Origin of the sequence: Leeuwenhoekiella marinoflava DSM 3653, from assembly GCF_900129005.1 — a bacterium.
GTDB classification, from domain to species: Bacteria; Bacteroidota; Bacteroidia; order Flavobacteriales; family Flavobacteriaceae; genus Leeuwenhoekiella; species Leeuwenhoekiella marinoflava.
Genome location: NZ_FQUN01000012.1, coordinates 174,080 through 194,792 on the forward strand (window position 1 = coordinate 174,080; position 20,713 = coordinate 194,792).

At 37.4% G+C, this 20,713-nt stretch carries 14 protein-coding genes and 5 tRNA genes; 18 read left to right on the plus strand and 1 reads right to left on the minus strand.

Going from position 1 to position 20,713, the window contains the following annotated elements:
• The first annotated feature begins 37 nt into the window (after positions 1 to 37).
• From hpf to BUB91_RS12545, 16 genes are all read left to right on the plus strand, one after another.
• Positions 38 to 340 carry a ribosome hibernation-promoting factor, HPF/YfiA family gene (hpf, locus tag BUB91_RS12470; RefSeq protein ID WP_073099616.1) on the plus strand — a complete coding sequence of 101 codons (303 nt, stop codon included), beginning with the start codon at positions 38 to 40 and terminating at the stop codon, positions 338 to 340.
• Between the two features lie 97 nt (positions 341 to 437).
• A tRNA-Thr gene (locus tag BUB91_RS12475) sits at positions 438 to 511 on the plus strand.
• Between the two features lie 98 nt (positions 512 to 609).
• Positions 610 to 692 (plus strand) — tRNA-Tyr (locus BUB91_RS12480).
• Between the two features lie 58 nt (positions 693 to 750).
• Positions 751 to 823, plus strand: a tRNA-Gly gene (locus BUB91_RS12485).
• A gap of 170 nt (positions 824 to 993) precedes the next feature.
• Positions 994 to 1,065, plus strand: a tRNA-Thr gene (locus BUB91_RS12490).
• 138 nt (positions 1,066 to 1,203) lie between these two features.
• On the plus strand, positions 1,204 to 2,391 hold the full coding sequence (gene tuf, locus BUB91_RS12495) for an elongation factor Tu (protein WP_073099617.1): 1,188 nt from the start codon (positions 1,204 to 1,206) through the stop codon (positions 2,389 to 2,391).
• 100 nt (positions 2,392 to 2,491) lie between these two features.
• Positions 2,492 to 2,564, plus strand: a tRNA-Trp gene (locus tag BUB91_RS12500).
• A gap of 88 nt (positions 2,565 to 2,652) precedes the next feature.
• The gene (gene secE / locus BUB91_RS12505) at positions 2,653 to 2,850 is read left to right on the plus strand and encodes a preprotein translocase subunit SecE (RefSeq protein WP_073099618.1); all 198 of its coding nucleotides are present in this window, start codon (positions 2,653 to 2,655) and stop codon (positions 2,848 to 2,850) included.
• A 10-nt stretch (positions 2,851 to 2,860) separates the two neighbouring features.
• A complete protein-coding gene (gene nusG / locus BUB91_RS12510) occupies positions 2,861 to 3,421 on the plus strand; it encodes a transcription termination/antitermination protein NusG (RefSeq protein ID WP_073099619.1) in 561 nt (186 codons plus the stop codon).
• Between the two features lie 69 nt (positions 3,422 to 3,490).
• Positions 3,491 to 3,928, plus strand: a complete 438-nt coding sequence (gene rplK / locus BUB91_RS12515) for a 50S ribosomal protein L11 (protein ID WP_009781168.1) — start codon at positions 3,491 to 3,493, stop codon at positions 3,926 to 3,928.
• A 21-nt stretch (positions 3,929 to 3,949) separates the two neighbouring features.
• Positions 3,950 to 4,648: a 50S ribosomal protein L1 gene (rplA, locus tag BUB91_RS12520; protein ID WP_073099620.1), complete on the plus strand. Its 699-nt coding sequence runs from the start codon at positions 3,950 to 3,952 to the stop codon at positions 4,646 to 4,648.
• Positions 4,649 to 4,658: 10 nt separating this feature from the next.
• Positions 4,659 to 5,180 carry a 50S ribosomal protein L10 gene (gene rplJ / locus BUB91_RS12525; protein WP_073099621.1) on the plus strand — a complete coding sequence of 174 codons (522 nt, stop codon included), beginning with the start codon at positions 4,659 to 4,661 and terminating at the stop codon, positions 5,178 to 5,180.
• 55 nt (positions 5,181 to 5,235) lie between these two features.
• Complete coding sequence (gene rplL / locus BUB91_RS12530; RefSeq protein WP_073099622.1) at positions 5,236 to 5,610, plus strand: 50S ribosomal protein L7/L12; 375 nt, start codon at positions 5,236 to 5,238, stop codon at positions 5,608 to 5,610.
• A 188-nt stretch (positions 5,611 to 5,798) separates the two neighbouring features.
• Positions 5,799 to 9,611 carry a DNA-directed RNA polymerase subunit beta gene (rpoB, locus tag BUB91_RS12535; RefSeq protein ID WP_073099623.1) on the plus strand — a complete coding sequence of 1,271 codons (3,813 nt, stop codon included), beginning with the start codon at positions 5,799 to 5,801 and terminating at the stop codon, positions 9,609 to 9,611.
• 89 nt (positions 9,612 to 9,700) lie between these two features.
• Positions 9,701 to 14,002 carry a DNA-directed RNA polymerase subunit beta' gene (rpoC, locus tag BUB91_RS12540; protein ID WP_073099624.1) on the plus strand — a complete coding sequence of 1,434 codons (4,302 nt, stop codon included), beginning with the start codon at positions 9,701 to 9,703 and terminating at the stop codon, positions 14,000 to 14,002.
• 65 nt (positions 14,003 to 14,067) lie between these two features.
• Positions 14,068 to 14,382, plus strand: coding sequence for a DUF3467 domain-containing protein (locus tag BUB91_RS12545; protein ID WP_073099625.1), 315 nt, complete (start codon positions 14,068 to 14,070; stop codon positions 14,380 to 14,382).
• Positions 14,383 to 14,573: 191 nt separating this feature from the next.
• Here the strand turns inward: BUB91_RS12545 and BUB91_RS12550 are convergent, their stop codons facing one another.
• The gene (locus BUB91_RS12550) at positions 14,574 to 16,163 is read right to left on the minus strand and encodes a peptide chain release factor 3 (protein WP_073099626.1); all 1,590 of its coding nucleotides are present in this window, start codon (positions 16,161 to 16,163) and stop codon (positions 14,574 to 14,576) included.
• Positions 16,164 to 16,698: 535 nt separating this feature from the next.
• On the opposite strand from BUB91_RS12550, the gene BUB91_RS12555 reads away from it, so the two are divergent.
• Complete coding sequence (locus BUB91_RS12555) at positions 16,699 to 17,190, plus strand: hypothetical protein (protein WP_128759381.1); 492 nt, start codon at positions 16,699 to 16,701, stop codon at positions 17,188 to 17,190.
• Positions 17,191 to 17,198: 8 nt separating this feature from the next.
• The coding region (locus tag BUB91_RS12560; RefSeq protein ID WP_254796104.1) for a Calx-beta domain-containing protein at positions 17,199 to 20,713 on the plus strand (3,515 nt) is incomplete at its 3' end.

The window sequence follows — 20,713 nt, forward strand, 5'->3', positions numbered from 1 at the left end:
AATTTAACCAGTTAGTAACCTTTTAATATGTGGATCTATGAAAGTAAATGTTCAAACACCCCATTTTGTAGCAGATCAAAAGTTGCTCAATTTTATTCAAAAAAAGATGAATAAGCTTGAGCAATTTTATGATCACGTGATTTATGCAGATGTTTTTTTAAAAGTTGAGAATACAAGCAAGAGGCAAAATAAAATAGTTGAAATTTTGCTGAGTGTTCCGGGTAACGAATTGATAGTGAAAAAACAAGCTAAATCTTTTGAAGAGGGAGCTGATAGCTGTGCGCAATCATTAGAGCGTTTATTGGTTAAACGAAAACAAAAAATTAGGGCTACAGCTTAAAAAAAAAGCGAAAAAAGTTTTGTGAACTATAATTTTGTTTTACATTTGCACTCCGTTAGAAATAGCGGAGTTTTTTACACTTAGAAAAGTGGTAAAGGCCGATGTAGCTCAGCTGGCTAGAGCAGCTGATTTGTAATCAGCAGGTCGTGGGTTCGAGTCCCTCCATCGGCTCTTTTTAAAGTTCTTTTTAGGTCGAAGAAAAGATTGTTTTTAGAACTTGCGTGGAGCGCAGTCGAAGCGTTTTTTGAAATACTGATAATACCAATATTGGGGAGATACTCAAGCGGCCAACGAGGACAGACTGTAACTCTGTTGTCATTAGACTTCGCAGGTTCGAATCCTGCTCTCCCCACAATTATTTTTTTTTCGCGTGCTAATTAGTAGAAATTTATTAATTTTGTCGCCGCAATGCGGGAGTAGCTCAGTTGGTAGAGCGTCAGCCTTCCAAGCTGAATGTCGCCGGTTCGAACCCGGTCTCCCGCTCTAAATGCCCTTGCTTTTGTGAGGGTGTTTTAAATCGGATTTTCCGATTTTGTTTAAACCAAACCTGATAGGCTTTGGTTTTAGTCATTTATGACTTTTGTGAGCCCTTTAGCTGAATAGGTCAGCCCGGGCAATTCAGACTTCGGTCGTTTTGATTGGGGAGTTTATAAGCCGACGTAGCTCAGGGGTAGAGCGTTTCCTTGGTAAGGAAGAGGCCACGGGTTCAATTCCCGTCGTTGGCTCAATAGCAGTCGCTGCTACTTAAACGGGTGCCTATAGCGCTCAGTTTTTTGTGCGTTTTAGTAAAACCATATAGCTGGCGTGTCAGGTAAGTTTAAAATTAAACACTAATAATAACTAAGATTAAAATTATTTAAATCATGGCAAAGGCAACATTTGATCGTTCCAAACCTCACTTAAATATTGGTACTATAGGGCACGTTGACCACGGTAAAACTACCTTAACTGCTGCTATTACTACTGTACTTGCTAACGCAGGTCTTTCTGAATTAAGAAGTTTTGACTCTATTGACAACGCTCCTGAAGAAAAAGAAAGAGGTATTACTATTAACACTTCTCACGTAGAGTATGCTACGGCTAACCGTCACTACGCACACGTTGACTGTCCGGGTCACGCGGATTACGTAAAAAACATGGTGACTGGTGCTGCTCAAATGGATGGTGCTATTCTTGTGGTTGCTGCGACTGATGGTCCTATGCCGCAAACTCGTGAGCATATCCTTCTTGGTCGTCAGGTGGGTATCCCTCGTATTGTTGTATTCATGAATAAGGTGGATATGGTTGATGATGAGGAGCTTCTTGAGCTAGTTGAGATGGAAGTAAGAGATCTTCTTAGTTTCTATGAGTATGATGGGGATAATGGTCCTGTTGTGCAAGGTTCTGCATTAGGTGCATTGAATGGTGAGCAGAAATGGGTTGATAAAGTTATGGAGCTTATGGACGCTGTAGATAACTGGATTGAAGAGCCTGTTCGTGAGGTTGAAAAAGATTTCTTGATGCCTATTGAAGATGTGTTCTCTATTACGGGTCGTGGTACTGTTGCAACTGGTCGTATCGAGACTGGTGTTGCTAACACTGGGGATCCTGTAGAGATTATCGGTATGGGTGCAGAAAAACTTACTTCTACTATTACTGGAGTTGAAATGTTCCGTAAGATATTAGATAGAGGTGAAGCTGGGGATAACGTAGGTATCTTGTTGAGAGGTATTGAAAAATCACAGATTACTCGTGGTATGGTTATTACTAAGCCGGGTTCTGTAACTCCTCACTCTAAATTTAAGGCAGAGGTTTATATTCTAAAGAAAGAAGAAGGTGGTCGTCACACGCCATTTCATAATAACTACCGTCCACAGTTCTACGTGCGTACGACTGATGTGACTGGTAACATCGCTCTTCCTGATGGAGTAGAGATGGTTATGCCTGGGGATAACTTGACGATTACGGTTGAGCTGATCCAGACTATCGCAATGAATGTTGGTCTTCGTTTTGCTATCCGTGAAGGTGGTAGAACAGTAGGTGCAGGACAGGTAACTGAAATTCTTGAATAATCACGAATTATAAGTTTTAAAGAATTAAGGCGTTCGTGTAAGCGAATGCCTTGATTTTTATAATAAAACAATAAGGTTTTTTTTGTGAAGGCCTTTTTATACGGGTTTAGCTCAGTTGGTAGAGCACTGGTCTCCAAAACCAGGTGTCGGGAGTTCGAGCCTCTCAACCCGTGCAATAATCGAATTTCTTCGGTTTAAATAATAAAGCTGCTTAGCGGTTTAATTTAAAAGACAAAGTGTCTTTTTATATAGTTAAATAATATGGCTGGATTAATTAATTACCTTCAGGAGTCTTACAATGAATTGAGAAATCATGTTACTTGGACTCCGCTTTCAGAAGCTCAACGTCTTACTGTTGTTGTAGTGGTTTTCACTATCATTTTTTCATTAGCAATTTGGGGTGTTGATACTGTTTTTAGTAGAGCGATTAAGGCATATTTTAATCTGGTAGGAGCTTAAATTAATCACAATGGCTATAACAAACAATACCAAAGATAAAGACTGGTACGTGGTAAGGGCCGTGAGTGGTCAAGAAAACAAGGTTAAGGGGTATATTGAGCAAGAAATATCTCGTTTTAATCTTGAAGATTATATTGAGCAAGTTCTTGTTCCTACTGAGAAGGTTGTTCAAATCCGTAACGGTAAAAAGATAAACAAAGAACGTGTTTACTTTCCTGGTTACATCATGATTCATGCGAATCTTGGAGGGGAAGTAACGCATATGATAAAGTCTATTAACGGCGTGATTGGTTTTTTAGGTGAGGTAAAAGGAGGTGATCCTGTGCCGCTTAGAATTTCTGAAGTGAATAGAATGTTAGGTAAAGTTGATGAGTTAGCTGTCAAGACAGATAACGTAGCAATACCTTTTGTTCTTGGGGAGACGGTGAAGGTTATAGATGGTCCTTTTAATGGTTTCAACGGTACGGTTGAAAATATTAATGAGGAGAAGCGTAAACTTGAGGTAATGGTTAAGATCTTTGGAAGAAAGACTCCGTTAGAGTTGAGTTATATGCAAGTTGAGAAAGTATAAGTGTTACACATATATTAGATATAGTTCTTCTGCTTCCACTAAAGAGCATATCAAACTAAATTTTTAAAAATGGCAAAAGAAGTAAGTAAGGTTGTTAAGTTGCAAGTTAAGGGAGGCGCCGCAAACCCTTCCCCACCTGTTGGACCAGCTTTAGGTGCTGCCGGAGTTAATATCATGGAGTTTTGTAAGCAATTCAATGCTAGAACTCAAGATAAAGCTGGTAAAGTGCTTCCTGTAGTTATTACTGTTTATGGTGATAAGTCTTTTGACTTTGTGGTAAAAACACCGCCAGCTGCCATCCAATTGATGGAAGCAGCTAAGATCAAAGGAGGTTCTGGTGAGCCTAATCGTAAAAAAGTTGCTAGTGTAACTTGGGATCAAATTAGAGCTATCTCTGAAGACAAGATGCCTGATCTTAACGCGTTTACAGTAGAAAGCGCAATGAGAATGGTTGCAGGTACTGCAAGGTCTATGGGAATAACTGTAAAAGGGCAGGCTCCTTTTTAACATCCAAAAAAGCAATTTAAAATGGCAAAAGTAACAAAGAAGCAAAAAGAAGCACGCGCTAAAGTAGATGCAGGTTCTACCTATACATTAGCTGAAGCTTCTGCTTTAATAAAAGAAGTAAGCAAAGTAAATTTTGATCCTTCTGTTGACTTGGCTATACGTCTTAATGTAGATCCTCGTAAAGCGAATCAGATGGTTCGTGGAGTGGTTACACTTCCTCACGGAACTGGTAAAGACGTTAAGGTTCTTGCTCTGGTAACTCCAGATAAAGAAGCTGAAGCTAAAGAAGCGGGAGCTGACTTTGTAGGTCTTGATGAATATTTAGAGAAAATCAAAGGCGGTTGGACAGATGTTGATGTTATCATCACTATGCCAAGTGTTATGGGTAAATTAGGTCCTTTAGGACGTGTTTTAGGTCCTCGTGGCTTAATGCCAAACCCTAAAACCGGTACCGTAACTATGGATGTGGCAAAAGCTGTATCTGATGTTAAAGCTGGTAAGATTGACTTTAAAGTTGATAAGACGGGTATTGTACACGCGGCAATTGGTAAAGCATCTTTTGATGCTGATAAAATTGCAGCTAACGCAAGAGAATTGATAACCACATTAGTAAAATTGAAGCCTACTGCATCTAAGGGTGTTTATATTAAAAGCATCTTTATGTCTAGTACTATGAGTCCTAGCGTTGAAGTAGATTCAAAACGTTTTGCTGAGCAGTAAAAGTTAAATTATGACAAGAGAAGAAAAATCACAAGTAATAGAAGATTTGACTGCGCAGTTAGCTGATAGTGCTCATATATATTTAGCAGACATTTCTGGTTTAAATGCAGAAACTACTTCTAGGTTAAGAAGAGCATGTTTTAAAGCAAACGTAAAACTAGCCGTGGTTAAAAATACATTGCTTGCAAAAGCAATGGAAAGCTCAGATAAAGATTTTGGAGAGTTGCCTACAACTTTAAAAGGTAACACTTCTATTATGCTTTCTGAGACTGGTAACGCGCCAGCTAAGGTAATTAAAGAATTTCGTAAGAAATCTGATAAGCCTTTGCTTAAAGGAGCGTTTATTGAAGAGGCTATCTATATAGGCGATGAGCAATTAGACGCATTAGTAGATATTAAGTCAAAAGAAGAACTTGTTGGGGAGATCGTTGGTCTACTTCAATCACCTGCTAAGAACGTTATTAGCGCTCTTAAATCAGGAGGTTCAACAATCGCTGGCCTTGTTAAAACCCTTCAAGAAAGAGAAGGTTAATAAAGTACGCACTTAATAATTATAATAAAGAATTTTTTTTTAAAACGATAGAAAAATGGCAGATTTAAAAGATTTCGCAGAACAACTAGTTAACTTAACTGTAAAAGAAGTAAATGAGTTAGCTACTATTTTAAAAGATGAGTATGGTATCGAGCCTGCAGCAGCAGCTGTAGCTGTGGCTGGTCCTGCTGGAGGTGGTGAAGATGCTGCTGAAGAGCAAACTGAATTTGATGTAATCCTTAAAGCCGCTGGTGGTTCTAAACTTGCAGTTGTAAAACTTGTAAAAGAATTAACTGGAGCTGGTCTTAAAGATGCAAAAGAGCTTGTTGATAACGCGCCAAGCCCAATCAAAGAAGGTATTGCTAAAGATGAAGCAGAAGCTATCAAGTCTCAATTAGAAGAAGCTGGAGCTGAAGTTGAGCTTAAGTAAGCTTAGCTACTATAAATACAAAGGTTTAGGTCTGTTCGTTAATTCGAAATAGGCCTAAACCATTTGTCGTATATAAGGTTTTCCTAATTATTACGACTATTATTGCCTTAGATTTCTTATGTTAAGAGATCTCGGAACTTGAAGAATCAGGTTCTCAATTTATTTTAATTAAATTCCGTTCGTTGAAGATGCAAGCAAAACAAGCTGAAAGACTGAATTTCTCATCGGTAAAGAACAGACCTGAATATCCGGACTTTTTGGATATCCAGATTAAATCCTTTCAAGATTTCTTTCAATTAGAGACTAAGTCTGAAGAAAGAGGAAATGAAGGACTTTACAACACCTTTCTAGAGAATTTCCCAATTACGGATACCCGTAACAACTTTGTACTAGAATTCTTGGACTACTTTGTAGATCCACCTAGATACTCTATTCAAGAGTGTATCGAACGAGGCTTAACTTATAGTGTTCCTTTAAAAGCCCGTTTAAAATTATACTGTACTGATGATGAGCACGAAGATTTTGAAACGATAGTTCAAGATGTTTATCTTGGTACTATTCCTTATATGACACCTAGTGGTACTTTTTGTATCAACGGTGCAGAACGTGTTGTCGTGTCTCAGTTACACCGTTCTCCTGGTGTGTTCTTTGGTCAGTCTTTTCACGCTAACGGTACTAAGCTTTATTCTGCACGTGTAATTCCTTTTAAAGGTTCGTGGATTGAGTTTGCTACCGATATTAATAGTGTGATGTATGCATACATCGATCGTAAGAAAAAATTACCTGTTACTACTCTTTTCCGTGCAATCGGTTTTGAGCGTGATAAAGATATATTAGAGATCTTTGACCTGGCAGAAGAGGTTAAAGTTTCTAAAACAGGACTTAAAAAATATTTAGGTCGCAAACTAGCTGCTCGTGTTTTAAATACTTGGCATGAGGATTTCGTAGATGAAGATACTGGTGAGGTTGTTTCTATAGAACGTAACGAGATTGTATTAGATCGTGATACTGTTCTTGAGAAAGAGCATGTGGAGGAGATTTTAGAAGCTGGAGCTAAGACGATTTTACTTCATAAGGAAGATAATCAGCTTGGCGATTATGCGATCATTCACAATACACTTCAAAAAGATCCTACAAACTCTGAAAAAGAGGCTGTAGAACATATATACCGTCAATTGCGTAATGCTGAGCCGCCTGATGAAGAGACTGCTCGTGGTATTATTGATAAATTATTCTTTAGTGATCAGCGTTATAACTTAGGTGAAGTTGGTCGTTATAGAATGAACAAGAAATTAGGTCTTGATATCGGTATGGACAAGCAGGTGCTTACCAAACAAGATATCATCACTATTGTAAAATATCTGATCGAGCTTATTAACTCTAAGGCTGAGATTGATGATATTGATCACCTTTCTAACCGTCGTGTTCGTACAGTTGGTGAGCAATTATCTACTCAGTTTGGTGTAGGTCTTGCTCGTATGGCGCGTACGATTCGTGAGCGTATGAACGTTCGTGATAACGAAGTGTTTACACCTATTGACTTGATTAATGCAAAAACTCTTTCGTCTGTAATCAACTCTTTCTTTGGTACAAACCAGTTGTCTCAGTTTATGGATCAAACCAATCCTCTTGCAGAGATTACGCATAAGCGTCGTCTTTCGGCATTAGGGCCCGGGGGTCTTTCTCGTGAGCGCGCAGGTTTTGAGGTTCGAGATGTACACTATACACATTATGGTCGTCTTTGTCCTATTGAAACTCCTGAAGGTCCAAACATTGGTTTGATATCTTCTTTAGCAGTATATGCTAAAGTTAACAATATGGGCTTCATCGAAACTCCATACCGTACAGTTACTGATGGAAAAATTGACTTAGAGACTCAACCAAGATATTTAAGTGCAGAAGAAGAAGAAGGTATGTTGATTGCTCAGGCAAACAACCCTATGGATGATTCTGGTCAGATTCAAGAAGAACGTGTAATTGCACGTATGGAAGGTGACTTTCCGGTTGTTGAGCCTAATACGGTTCATTATGCTGATGTTTCTCCTAACCAGATTGCTTCTATTTCGGCTTCTTTGATTCCGTTCTTAGAACATGATGATGCAAACCGTGCATTGATGGGATCTAACATGATGCGTCAGGCAGTTCCACTTTTACGTGCAGACTCTCCTATTGTAGGTACAGGTCTTGAGCGTCAAGTAGCTTCTGACTCACGAGTGTTGATTAATGCTGAAGGTGATGGTGAAGTAGAATATGTAGATGCTAACGAAATTACCATTAAGTATGACCGTACTGACGAAGAGCGTATGGTAAGCTTTGATGGTGATAGCAAAACCTATCAGTTAATTAAGTTCCGTAAGACAAACCAAAGTACTTCTATTAACCTAAAACCTATTGTAAGAAGAGGTGATCGCGTTAAGAAAGGTCAGGTTCTTTGTCAAGGTTATGCAACTGAAGCTGGTGAATTAGCTTTAGGTAGAAACATGAAAGTAGCCTTTATGCCTTGGAAAGGGTATAACTTTGAGGATGCAATCGTGATTTCTGAAAAAGTTGTTCGCGACGATATCTTTACGTCTATTCATGTAGATGAATATTCCTTAGATGTTCGTGATACTAAACTAGGTAATGAAGAATTAACGAATGATATTCCTAACGTTTCTGAAGAGGCTACAAAAGATCTTGATGAAAACGGTATGATTCGCATCGGTGCAGAAGTAAAACCTGGCGATATATTAATAGGTAAGATTACTCCAAAAGGAGAATCTGATCCTACTCCGGAAGAAAAATTACTTCGTGCAATCTTTGGTGATAAAGCAGGTGATGTAAAAGATGCTTCTTTAAAAGCTTCTCCATCTTTACGAGGAGTTGTTATTCAGAAGAAACTTTTTGCTCGTGCAATTAAAGATAAGCGCAAACGCGCAAAAGATAAAGAAGATATTTCTGAATTAGAAGCAGAATACGATCAGAAATTTGATGATCTTAAAGCAGTATTGGTTGACAAATTGTTCCAATTAGTTAACGGTAAAACTGCTCAGGGTGTTAAGAATGATTTAGGAGAAGAAGTTCTTCCAAAAGGTAAGAAGTTTACGCTTAAAATGCTTAATGCTGTTGAAGATTATACACATTTAAATCAAGGTACTTGGGCTACTGATGATTCAACTAATGCAATGATTGCAGATCTATTGCATAATTACAGAATCAAAGAGAACGATCTTCAGGGTAACTTGCGTCGTGAGAAGTTTACAATCTCTGTAGGAGATGAACTTCCTGCAGGTATTATCAAACTTGCTAAGGTTTATGTAGCTAAAAAACGTAAACTAAAAGTAGGTGATAAAATGGCGGGTCGTCACGGTAACAAAGGTATTGTTGCTCGTATCGTTCGTCAAGAAGATATGCCTTTCTTAGAAGACGGAACTCCGGTTGATATTGTATTGAATCCACTTGGTGTACCTTCTCGTATGAATATTGGTCAGATTTATGAAACAGTTCTTGGATGGGCCGGTCAGAAATTAGGTCGTAAGTATGCAACTCCAATTTTTGATGGTGCTACTTTAGATCAGATTAATGAGCTTACTGATGAGGCAGGTATCCCACGATTCGGTCATACTTATCTTTATGACGGTGGTACTGGTGATCGTTTTGATCAGCCTGCAACCGTTGGTGTTATCTATATGCTTAAACTTGGGCATATGGTTGACGATAAGATGCACGCACGTTCAATAGGACCTTACTCGTTAATTACGCAACAGCCATTAGGTGGTAAAGCACAGTTTGGTGGTCAGCGTTTTGGTGAGATGGAGGTTTGGGCACTTGAGGCTTATGGAGCTTCTGCTACCCTGCGTGAAATCTTAACTGTAAAGTCTGATGATGTTATTGGTAGAGCTAAAACATACGAAAGTATCGTAAAAGGTGAGCCAATGCCAGAGCCAGGTTTACCAGAATCGTTCAACGTATTGATGCACGAACTTAAAGGACTTGGACTAGATATTCGTCTAGAAGAATAGATACTTATGGGTTGCGCTTCTGTGGAAGCGTAACCTTATTTTACGGTATCATAGAAGTTAAAAAAGAATAATTTTCGACATAAGGTATTATGGCAAGAGATAATGATAAGAATGCAGTAAAGAGATTTAATAAAATCTCTATTGGTCTTGCATCTCCTGAAGCGATTTTGGCTGAATCGCGCGGAGAGGTGTTAAAACCTGAAACTATAAACTACCGTACGCACAAACCGGAGCGTGATGGTTTGTTCTGTGAGCGTATCTTTGGTCCTGTAAAGGATTATGAGTGTGCTTGTGGTAAGTATAAGCGTATACGTTACAAGGGTATTGTTTGTGACCGTTGTGGTGTAGAAGTTACTGAGAAAAAAGTACGTAGAGATCGTGTAGGTCACATCAACCTTGTTGTGCCTGTAGCGCATATCTGGTACTTTAGAAGTTTGCCAAATAAAATAGGGTATCTTTTAGGTCTTCCATCTAAGAAATTAGATATGATTATCTATTATGAGCGCTATGTAGTTATTCAGCCTGGTATAGCTAAGAACGAAGAAGGAGAAGAATTGAAGAAGATGGATTTCCTTACTGAGGAAGAATATCTAAATGTTCTTGAGTCTATTCCGCAAGAAAATATGTATCTGGAAGATAGCGATCCTAACAAGTTTATCGCTAAAATGGGTGCAGAATGTCTTATTGAATTATTAAGACGTATTGATCTTAATGAGTTGTCTTATGACTTACGCCACAAGGCAAATAACGAGACTTCGAAACAACGTAAGACTGAAGCATTAAAACGTCTTCAAGTGGTAGAATCTTTACGGGATGCTAACAAGAATCGCGAAAATTTACCAGAATGGATGATTATGAAAGTAGTTCCGGTTATTCCACCAGAATTACGTCCTCTTGTGCCTCTTGATGGTGGTCGTTTTGCGACTTCAGATTTAAACGATTTATACCGTCGTGTTATTATACGTAATAACCGTTTGAAGCGTTTGATGGAAATCAAAGCTCCAGAGGTTATTTTGCGTAATGAAAAACGTATGCTTCAAGAAGCTGTGGATTCATTATTTGATAACACACGTAAATCTTCAGCAGTAAAAACTGATTCTAACAGACCTTTGAAATCACTTTCTGATTCTTTAAAAGGTAAGCAAGGTCGTTTCCGTCAAAACTTACTGGGTAAGCGTGTTGATTATTCTGCACGTTCGGTAATTGTTGTTGGGCCAGAATTGAAACTTTTCGAATGTGGTCTTCCTAAGGATATGGCTGCAGAGCTTTACAAGCCCTTTGTTATCAGAAAACTGATAGAGCGCGGGATTGTGAAAACGGTAAAGTCTGCTAAAAAGATTATAGATAAAAAAGAGCCTGTAGTTTGGGATATTTTGGAGAACGTTCTTAAAGGACATCCGGTATTGCTAAACCGAGCTCCTACGCTTCACCGACTAGGTATTCAGGCTTTTCAGCCAAAACTTATTGAAGGTAAAGCGATACAGTTACACCCGTTAGTGTGTACAGCATTTAACGCCGATTTTGATGGTGACCAGATGGCGGTTCACTTACCATTAGGGCCAGAAGCTATTTTAGAGGCTCAGATGCTTATGCTTGCTTCTAACAATATTCTTAACCCTGCAAATGGTGCTCCAGTTACAGTACCTTCTCAGGATATGGTATTGGGTCTGTATTATATGACTAAAGCGCGTAAGAGTACTCCAGAACATCCTATTCAGGGTGAGGGTATTACTTTTTATAGTGCAGAAGAAGTTGTTATTGCTCACAACCAAAAGCGTGTGAACATTAACGCAATGATAAAAATACGTACTAAAGATTTCAATGAAGCTGGTGAATTAGTTTATCAGATTATTGATACTACTGTAGGGCGTGTATTATTTAACGAAAGTGTTCCTGAAGAAGCAGGTTATATCAATGAAGTATTGACTAAAAAGTCTTTACGTGATGTAATTGCTAGAATTTTAAAATTAACGAGTGTTCCTCGTACTGCTGAGTTTCTTGACAGTATTAAGACACTTGGATATACATTCGCATTTAGAGGTGGATTATCTTTCTCATTAGGTGATATTATTATTCCTGCAGAGAAATATGATATGATTGATGAGGCAAATACTCAGGTAGACGGAATTATGTCTAGCTATAATATGGGTCTTATTACTAACTCTGAGCGTTATAATCAAGTTATTGATGTTTGGACATCAACTAACGCATCACTTACGGAGCTTTCTATGAAGAATATTCGTGAGGATCAGCAAGGATTTAACTCCGTGTTTATGATGCTTGATTCTGGTGCTCGTGGATCTAAAGAACAGATTCGTCAGTTAACCGGTATGCGTGGATTGATGGCGAAGCCTAAGAAATCTAATGATGGAGGTGGGGCAATTATTGAAAACCCGATTCTTTCTAACTTTAAGGAAGGTCTTTCAATTCTTGAATACTTTATCTCTACTCACGGTGCTCGTAAAGGTCTTGCGGATACGGCACTTAAAACTGCAGATGCTGGTTATTTAACACGTCGTCTTGTTGATGTATCTCAGGATGTAATTGTAAACAGTGAAGATTGTGATACATTAAGGGGTGTTGAAGTTTCTGCGTTAAAGAAAAACGAAGAGATAGTTGAAACGCTTGAAGCTCGTATAATAGGTCGTATTGCATTGAATGATGTAATCAACCCATTAAATACTGAGGTGATTGTTAAGGCAGGTCAGGAAATTTCTGAAGAATTAGCTGCAGAAATCACTAAGGCTCCAATCGAAAGTGTAGAAGTTCGTTCACCATTAACATGTGAGGCTCCTAAAGGTATATGTTCTAAATGTTACGGTCGTAACCTTGCAACCAATAAAATGGTTCAAATGGGTGAAGCTGTAGGTGTTGTTGCAGCTCAGTCAATTGGTGAGCCTGGTACACAGCTTACATTACGTACCTTCCACGTGGGGGGTATTGCGGGTAACATTTCTGAAGAAAACAAGGTTGTTTCTAAATTTGATGGTCGTCTAGAGATTGAAGACCTTAAGACTGTTCAAGGAGAAGCGCCAGATGGTACTATCTCAGAAATAGTTATCTCTCGTACTTCTGAAGCTAAAATTGTAGATGCTAAGACCGGAATTTTATTGAGTACTAATAACATTCCTTACGGTTCTCAGTTGTTTATGAAAGATGGAGATAAAGTAACTAAAGGTGATACTGTATGTTCTTGGGATCCATTTAACGGTGTGATTATATCTGAGTTTGCAGGTAAGATTAAGTATGAAAATATAGAACAAGGTGTTACTTACCAAGTTGAAACAGATGAGCAAACCGGTTTCCAAGAAAAAGTAATTTCTGAATCTCGTAACAAACGAATGATTCCTACATTGCATATTATGGGTAAAAAGGATGAAATTATTCGTTCTTATAACCTACCGGTAGGAGCTCACTTGATGGTTGATGATGAAGAAAAAATTAAGATAGGTAAGATTCTTGTGAAAATACCACGTAAGTCTTCTAAGGCTGGTGACATTACAGGGGGTCTTCCGCGAGTAACTGAATTGTTTGAAGCACGTAATCCTTCTAATCCAGCTGTTGTGAGTGAGATTGATGGTGTTGTTTCTTTCGGTAAAATTAAGCGTGGTAACCGTGAAATCATTGTTGAGTCTAAGCTGGGAGAGGTTAAGAAATACTTAGTTAAGTTATCTAACCAAATTTTAGTCCAAGAGAATGATTTCGTGAGAGCAGGTATGCCGTTGTCTGATGGTTCTGTTACTCCAGAAGATATTCTTTCAATCAAAGGTCCTTCTGCTGTTCAGCAATATTTAGTAAACGAAGTTCAAGAAGTTTATCGTTTGCAAGGTGTGAAGATTAATGATAAGCACTTTGAGGTGGTTGTTCGTCAGATGATGCGTAAAGTACGTATTCAAGATCCGGGTGATACTATCTTCTTGGAGAATCAACTAGTTCACAAAGATGATTTTATTACTGAAAATGATGCAATTTTCGGAATGAAAGTTATTGAAGATGCTGGTGATTCTGCGACTCTTAAGCCTGGTCAGATTATTTCACCTCGTGATTTACGTGATGAAAACTCTATACTAAGAAGAGAAGATAAGAATCTTGCAACAGCAAGAGACGTAGTTGCAGCTACTGCAACACCGGTTCTTCAAGGTATAACAAGAGCCTCACTTCAAACAAAATCATTTATCTCTGCGGCTTCCTTCCAGGAAACAACAAAAGTTCTTAACGAAGCAGCTGTAAGTGGTAAGATAGATAGTTTAGAAGGTCTTAAAGAGAATGTAATTGTAGGGCATAGAATTCCTGCTGGTACTGGTCTGCGTAGATATGATAAGATTATCGTAGGTAGTAAGCAAGAACTCGAAGAACTCAATGCAGCTCGCGAAGAAGTAAACTTTAATTAATTATTTTATATAGAAAACAGCTTCAGAAATGAAGCTGTTTTTTTTATTCCTAATATTCACTGAATATGGCTGAAGATGAAAAGAATCAGAATGGTCAATTAAATATAGAGCTTGATGAGGCTACTGCTCAAGGGCAGTATTCTAATCTTGCAATTATTAATCATTCGGTTTCAGAATTTGTGGTTGATTTTATAAATATTATGCCGGGCACTCCTAAGAGTAAGGTTAAGTCCCGTATAATTTTGACACCACAACATGCTAAACGTTTGGCTAAAGCTTTACAAGAAAACGTGAAACGCTTTGAAAAGGCACACGGGGAAATAAAGGATTATGAAAAGCATCCTATTCCTCTAAATTTTGGGCCAACTGGTCAAGCATAAAAAAAAATCCTTGAAATTTACTTCAGGGATTTTTTTATTTATAAATCTTATTGTTTTTAAGATGTCTATAGCTAAATGTAATAACTTAGGGTTTGATGACTCTTTTAAATCGTATTTAAAGCTGTTTTTGCAAAAATACAATCCTGCATAAGTAAATTTAATAATAAAGCTTTTAAGGCTTTTATTTTGCTTTATTTAAACTCTGAAACAAAGTGAAGCTTCACATTAGGATATTTTTGCTGAGTCATTTGTAACGTGAATGGAGAGTCTGCAAGAAACACTAACTGCCCTCTTTTGTCTTTTGCCATAAAACGCTGTTTTACTCTCAGGAATTCTTTGAATTCTTCACTCTTTGGGTCTTTAGGTTCTACCCAGCAAGCTTTGTGCACACTTAGTGGTTCGTAAGTACATTTTGCGCCATATTCATGTTCTAAACGGTATTGGATAACTTCATATTGTAAAGCTCCTACAGTGCCAATGACTTTTCTGCCATTCAATTCTAAAGTAAATAATTGAGCAACCCCCTCGTCCATTAATTGATCAATCCCTTTTTCTAATTGCTTAGATTTCATAGGGTCTGCATTATTAATATACCTAAAATGCTCTGGTGAAAAAGCAGGGATTCCTTTGTAATGTATTTCTTCTCCTTGAGTTAGTGTATCTCCAATTTTAAAATTCCCAGTATCATGTAAGCCTACTATATCGCCGGGGTATGAGATGTCTACGATTTCTTTCCGCTCTGCGAAAAATGCATTAGGGCTAGAAAATTTAAGTTTTTTCCCATTTCTAACGTGTAAATACGGCGTGTTTCGCTCAAAAACACCAGAAACTATTTTTACAAATGCCAGTCTATCTCTGTGTTTGGGATCCATGTTGGCGTGAATCTTAAACACAAACCCACTGAAATCCTTTTCGTCTGGTTTAACGATACGTTCTTCGCTTTCTTTAGGTCTTGGAGGAGGAGCAATATTAATAAAACAATCTAGCAACTCTCGCACTCCAAAATTATTTAAAGCAGAACCAAAAAATACAGGTTGTTGTTCAGCTTTAGAATAGGCCTCTTGGTTGAAGTCAGGATAAACTCCTCTTATTAATTCGAGTTCTTCCCTTAATGTTTCAGCAGGTTTCGTTCCTATTAGTTGGTCTAAATCACTAGAATTGAGGTCTTCGATCTCTATGGTTTCTTCAATATTTTTACGGCTATCACCACTAAAAAGATTTACATTCTTTTCCCATATATTGTATATCCCTTTGAAATCATATCCCATTCCTATTGGGAAGCTCAGCGGAGTCACCGTCAAATCTAGTTTTTGTTCGATTTCATCAAGTAGTTCAAATGCATCTTTTCCTTCTCGGTCTAATTTATTTACGAAAACAATCATAGGAATTTTACGCATCCTACATACTTTAACGAGTTTTTCGGTCTGTTCTTCCACACCTTTTGCAACGTCAATAACTACGATAACGCTATCTACCGCTGTGAGTGTTCTAAATGTATCTTCAGCAAAATCTTTGTGACCTGGAGTGTCAAGAATATTAATTTTTGTGCCATTATACTCAAATGCAAGAACAGATGTCGCTACCGAAATTCCACGCTGGCGTTCAATCTCCATAAAGTCACTGGTTGCACCTTTTTTAATCTTATTAGATTTTACCGCTCCTGCTTCTTGGATAGCACCTCCAAATAATAAAAGCTTTTCGGTAAGTGTTGTTTTACCTGCATCAGGGTGAGAAATGATGCCGAAAGTACGTCTACGCGCAATTTCTTTTTTGATACTCATAAATAAAATTTAAGACGGCAAATATAAGGTTTGTAGATTACTTTATGCCAGACAATCTTTGAGCATAAATAAGAGGCATATTTTATGGGGGCGCATTTTTGCTTTCCTTTTATTAGAACAATCATGATCTCTCTTTTGGGCTTAATTAGCACAAATAAGGCTTTGTTTTTGAACTTTATTAGGGCATAATGAAGCAGCTAAATTGATTTATTGTAGGATTTTACTTGTGATTGATGTTATGGTGATGTCTTTAATAAGTCTTTTTACGACTTATTAGGTATTTTATCTAAAATGCAAGAGGTCAATAATTTGTGAGTTAATCGATTAATATATTTGTCTCCCCAACTTAATACTTTTTCATACCCCTAAGTACCTATTGTTTTCAGTAGGATAGATTTGTTTTGATGAGTTTTTAGTTGGTTCTTTTCATTTGTAATGAATTTAGCTTAAGCTCATTAGGAGTTTTATTGATATTGAGTAATTGTTTTAAAAACTTTTGCAGTTGCATTTACGTATACCCAGCTATAATTCTATTATGATTAAAAATTTTACATCTGTTTTTAGATTCTTCGTCTCAGGCATTGTGCTCTTGAGTTTATTTTTTAGTGGATCTGCTGATCTCTCTGCTCAAGATTTGTCCTCTCAGGATATTAAATTGACCTATGAAAGAGATGCCAGTAATTCAATAACTGAAAAAGATCAGAAATATTTTATTGAGATAGAAAATCTTTCTCATTCTTCAAAGAATTTAGCAGTTGCAGCTTCTTTAATAAGTTGTAATGATGGTACGTATGACGATGCGGAAGTATCTTTTGAAGTGCTTACTATCTCTGAATCTGAACTAACTTCTTTGTCTTTACCTGCTTCAGGTAAGGTGAAATTTATATTAAAAACAACTAAACTAGATTTAGATGCAGCTTCTTGGAGCTGTGTTGATGTAAAAATATACCCTGTGGGTGGTGCTGAATCAAGCGCAGTCTCTTTTGTTATAAAGCAATTAAACCCGGGTAATTCCAACTCCAAATAGAATTTCATATGAAAATAAAAATTACTCCTGTTATTTTATGGGTTTTTCTTTTTTTAGCTAGTCTTTCAACTCAGGCTCAGCTAAAAAAATCTTTTGACGTACGTTATTCTGAAACTTTAAGCGGGAATTTCACGACAATTGCTAATAACCTAACATCTACAAGTTCTACGGGTTCATATAATGGCTCTGATGGAAATCATAATTTTACTAATATTGTAAATGTAGATATCGATGGTGATTCTTCTACCTTTAATTCTAGTAGCGCAAACCTTGGTTCGATAGGGAGTGGTAGTTGTTCAAGTATTGTTAAAGCATATTTGTATTGGACGGCTGGCGACAAAGAGATCATTTATTCTAATGGTTATACAGCAGATAATCAGTCAGGTTGGAATTATAATGATGTTAAATTAAAGTTGCCGGGTCAAACTAATTATACAACATATACTGCCGATGAAGTATTGTATCGTGGGAGGAGTGAACATTTTCAAAACGATCCTTACGCTTGTGTGAAAGATATAACTTCTCAGGTAAAGGCTCTAGGGAACTTTTATGAAGGTACTTATACTGTAGCAAATGTTGAAGCTAAGACAGGGTCATTAATTGGTCATGAGGGTGATAATATAGGTGTTTCTGCTGGTTGGCAAATAGTTTTTGTTTATGAAAATAATGATTTACCTAACAGAAATATTACTCTTTTTGATGGTTTTGCTAATGTTACCAGAAATTCTAGAGAAAACAATTACGATATTCCTGTTAATGGTTTTCAGACTGTTCCTAATGGGTCTGTAAATGCAGATATTTTATTTGGAGCACTAGAAGGTGATCGTGATTTATCAGGAGATAAACTTCAGATTAAAAATACCTTTAATAGTTATTCTGATATTTCTACAGATTTACGACCTTCTGACAATTTTTTTAATAGTAGAATAACACGTTATGGTTCTGATCTTCCAAATAGAATTCCCGGAAGCACAAATACTTTAGGCTTTGATGCGGGTGTTTTTAAATTAAATAATAACAATAATTATTTATTAGGTAACAATCAAACGAGTGCTGTTTTAAGATTGACTTCAAATCAAGAAACGTACGGTCTTTATTTAGTAGGTCTTGCGGTCGAAGTTTACGAACCGCAATTAGTTCCTATGGTTTTAGCAACTAGCTTAGGGGAAGATCGTACCGTTTATGTTAACCAAGGTTTTGAAGTTTCATTTGATATTAAAAACCAAGGAAATGATGATATGGAGGATCTCAAAGTTAATTTTGAGATTCCTGCTGGTTTGGAGTATTCAGCGGCTCCTAATTTGCCAGATGGTGTTACTGCTTCTTACATTCCTACGTCTAGGTTGTTGACTTTTAGTGTTTCAAATGAATTAGTAAAGGATACTTCTACTGAGTTTCGAATTCCATTTAATTTAAATGTTTCTTCAAATTGTTCTTTGGCAGGTTCTACATATGATCTTCAGGCCTCTGCGACTTATAAAGGTAGGCTTAATCCAAGACAGAAAACGGGTGTTTCTTCTTCAGGATTTGTAGAGTCTTGTCAAGTAGGTGATAAGCAGCCTATTTCTTTCTTGATTGCTGGTGATTCATGCGCAGATTATTGTACAGGAATAGATACTGATGGAGATGGTATTCCTGATAATTGTGATGATGATGATGATAATGATGGTATTCTTGATGCAGATGAAGGTAATGCATCAACAGCTGTTTTGGCAAATCCGAGTCAACAAACAGTAGATAATTTAAATAGAAATGGTGTTGGTGTTTTTCCACTCCAGCCTAATGGTAGTAAGACTTTACCAAACGGAGGGATTACTTTATCTATGGTAGAAGGTTTTAAACCAACAAGTTCAAGTAGAGATGAGCAGCAGTGGAGGATATATCAGCCACCGCCAGTTACTAATAGTACAATAAATATTAATGGTGGCGATGTGGATTTTGCTACCAAATATTTGGATCTTAGAGGTGTTCCGCGAGGAGCGTATGAACGAAAGGTAAAAATTGATTACGGTGTAGCTGCTAAGGATTTATCTGATGATCCTACTGAAGAATATACCTATATTATAGGTATTGCTGGTCTTGGAGGAAATGAGTATCAATCGCAGGGTGGAGAATTTGGAACTGATATTTCAAGTGTTCCTTTGCGAGTTATTGGTAATGTAGATGTTTATGCTACAGGTACTTATGGTGATTTTAATGGGCAGAGTCCTCCAGAGAAGAATGCTGTAGGGAATGCTATATCAACCTCTCCTCCTTATTCAAGACAATCTAATGGGTATACTTTTTTCTATGTCTCAAGAGATGCTGAATCATTTGAGATTGAATTTAAGGGTAGAGATCCTCACGGGTTTATTTTTGGAGTATTAACAGAAACTTACAGAGATACAGATGGGGATGGTATTGTAGATTCTAAAGACAAGGACTCTGATGATGACGGTTGTCCAGATGCTATTGAAGGAGCAGGTACATTTAAAAAGAATGATCTTACGGCTGATTTGAATTTAGCAAATACTCCTTCTGGTGTTAATGAATTTGGTGTGCCTCTTAATGCTGGCGCTCCTCAGGATAATACAGATGCTGTATTAGATAATACTTTGACTGCTTGTTATGTTCCTACAGCTGTAGATGATCAATATTCTGTTTCAGAGGATAATGAAGCGGTTATGCCGATTTTAGAGAATGATGATTTTGGAGGTGACGGACCGTCGGTTTCAGGGCCAGTTGTGATTGTTACAAATCCTGTTAATGGAACAGCTGTAGTGAATACAAATGGAACAGCTACTCAAGCTGATGATACAATTATATATACCCCAAATATTGATTATATCGGTTCAGATAGTTTTACCTATGTCATAACCGATATTGATGGTGATGAAAGTGAAGCTACTGTTACTGTTTTGGTAGAGGCAGATCCAACTTTATCTGTTCAGCCGGTTGTGGTTGAAGAGGGTCAGCCACTTACTTTCACTTTTTCTTTAAATAAGGCATCTGCAGAAGATGTAGTGATACGAGTAAATACTTCAGATGATACAGCAAAAGCAGGTTTAGACTATACTGCTGCAGTTGATCAAATTATCACAATCCCTGCAGGTCAATTATCTGCAGATTATGTGGTTAATACTTTAGAAGATGATATTTATGAATTATCTGAAACTTTTAATATAACTGGTTCAGTGCAAACGAATAATACAAGGAATCTTACAGCTGAGGCGACAGGTACTATTACTGATGATCCTGATGATCTTCCTTTTGTAAGCATCAGTGATGTGACAGTTCCAGAGGGCAGTGAAGCAGTATTTGTTGTTAGTATAGATAACCCAAGTACAGAAGCTACTGTAGTAGATGTAGTTACTGTAGCAGGCAGTGCATTAGCAGGAGATGACTATACTCCTGTAACGACCACTGTAACAATAGCAGCAGGACAGACCAGTGTAAATGTGCCTGTAAGCACGCTTGAAGATGATTTATATGAAGGAGACGAGCAGTTCACTTTAGAGGGAACAGTAACCAGTGGCAACACATC

Bases quoted from the DNA above. Each gene is read 5' to 3' on its own strand.
- hpf (WP_073099616.1), top strand. From the start codon at position 38: ATGAAAGTAAATGTTCAAACACCCCATTTTGTAGCAGATCAAAAGTTG.
- tuf (WP_073099617.1), top strand. From the start codon at position 1,204: ATGGCAAAGGCAACATTTGATCGTTCCAAACCTCACTTAAATATTGGT.
- secE (WP_073099618.1), top strand. From the start codon at position 2,653: ATGGCTGGATTAATTAATTACCTTCAGGAGTCTTACAATGAATTGAGA.
- nusG (WP_073099619.1), top strand. From the start codon at position 2,861: ATGGCTATAACAAACAATACCAAAGATAAAGACTGGTACGTGGTAAGG.
- rplK (WP_009781168.1), top strand. From the start codon at position 3,491: ATGGCAAAAGAAGTAAGTAAGGTTGTTAAGTTGCAAGTTAAGGGAGGC.
- rplA (WP_073099620.1), top strand. From the start codon at position 3,950: ATGGCAAAAGTAACAAAGAAGCAAAAAGAAGCACGCGCTAAAGTAGAT.
- rplJ (WP_073099621.1), top strand. From the start codon at position 4,659: ATGACAAGAGAAGAAAAATCACAAGTAATAGAAGATTTGACTGCGCAG.
- rplL (WP_073099622.1), top strand. From the start codon at position 5,236: ATGGCAGATTTAAAAGATTTCGCAGAACAACTAGTTAACTTAACTGTA.
- rpoB (WP_073099623.1), top strand. From the start codon at position 5,799: ATGCAAGCAAAACAAGCTGAAAGACTGAATTTCTCATCGGTAAAGAAC.
- rpoC (WP_073099624.1), top strand. From the start codon at position 9,701: ATGGCAAGAGATAATGATAAGAATGCAGTAAAGAGATTTAATAAAATC.
- BUB91_RS12545 (WP_073099625.1), top strand. From the start codon at position 14,068: ATGGCTGAAGATGAAAAGAATCAGAATGGTCAATTAAATATAGAGCTT.
- BUB91_RS12550 (WP_073099626.1), bottom strand. From the start codon at position 16,163: ATGAGTATCAAAAAAGAAATTGCGCGTAGACGTACTTTCGGCATCATT.
- BUB91_RS12555 (WP_128759381.1), top strand. From the start codon at position 16,699: ATGATTAAAAATTTTACATCTGTTTTTAGATTCTTCGTCTCAGGCATT.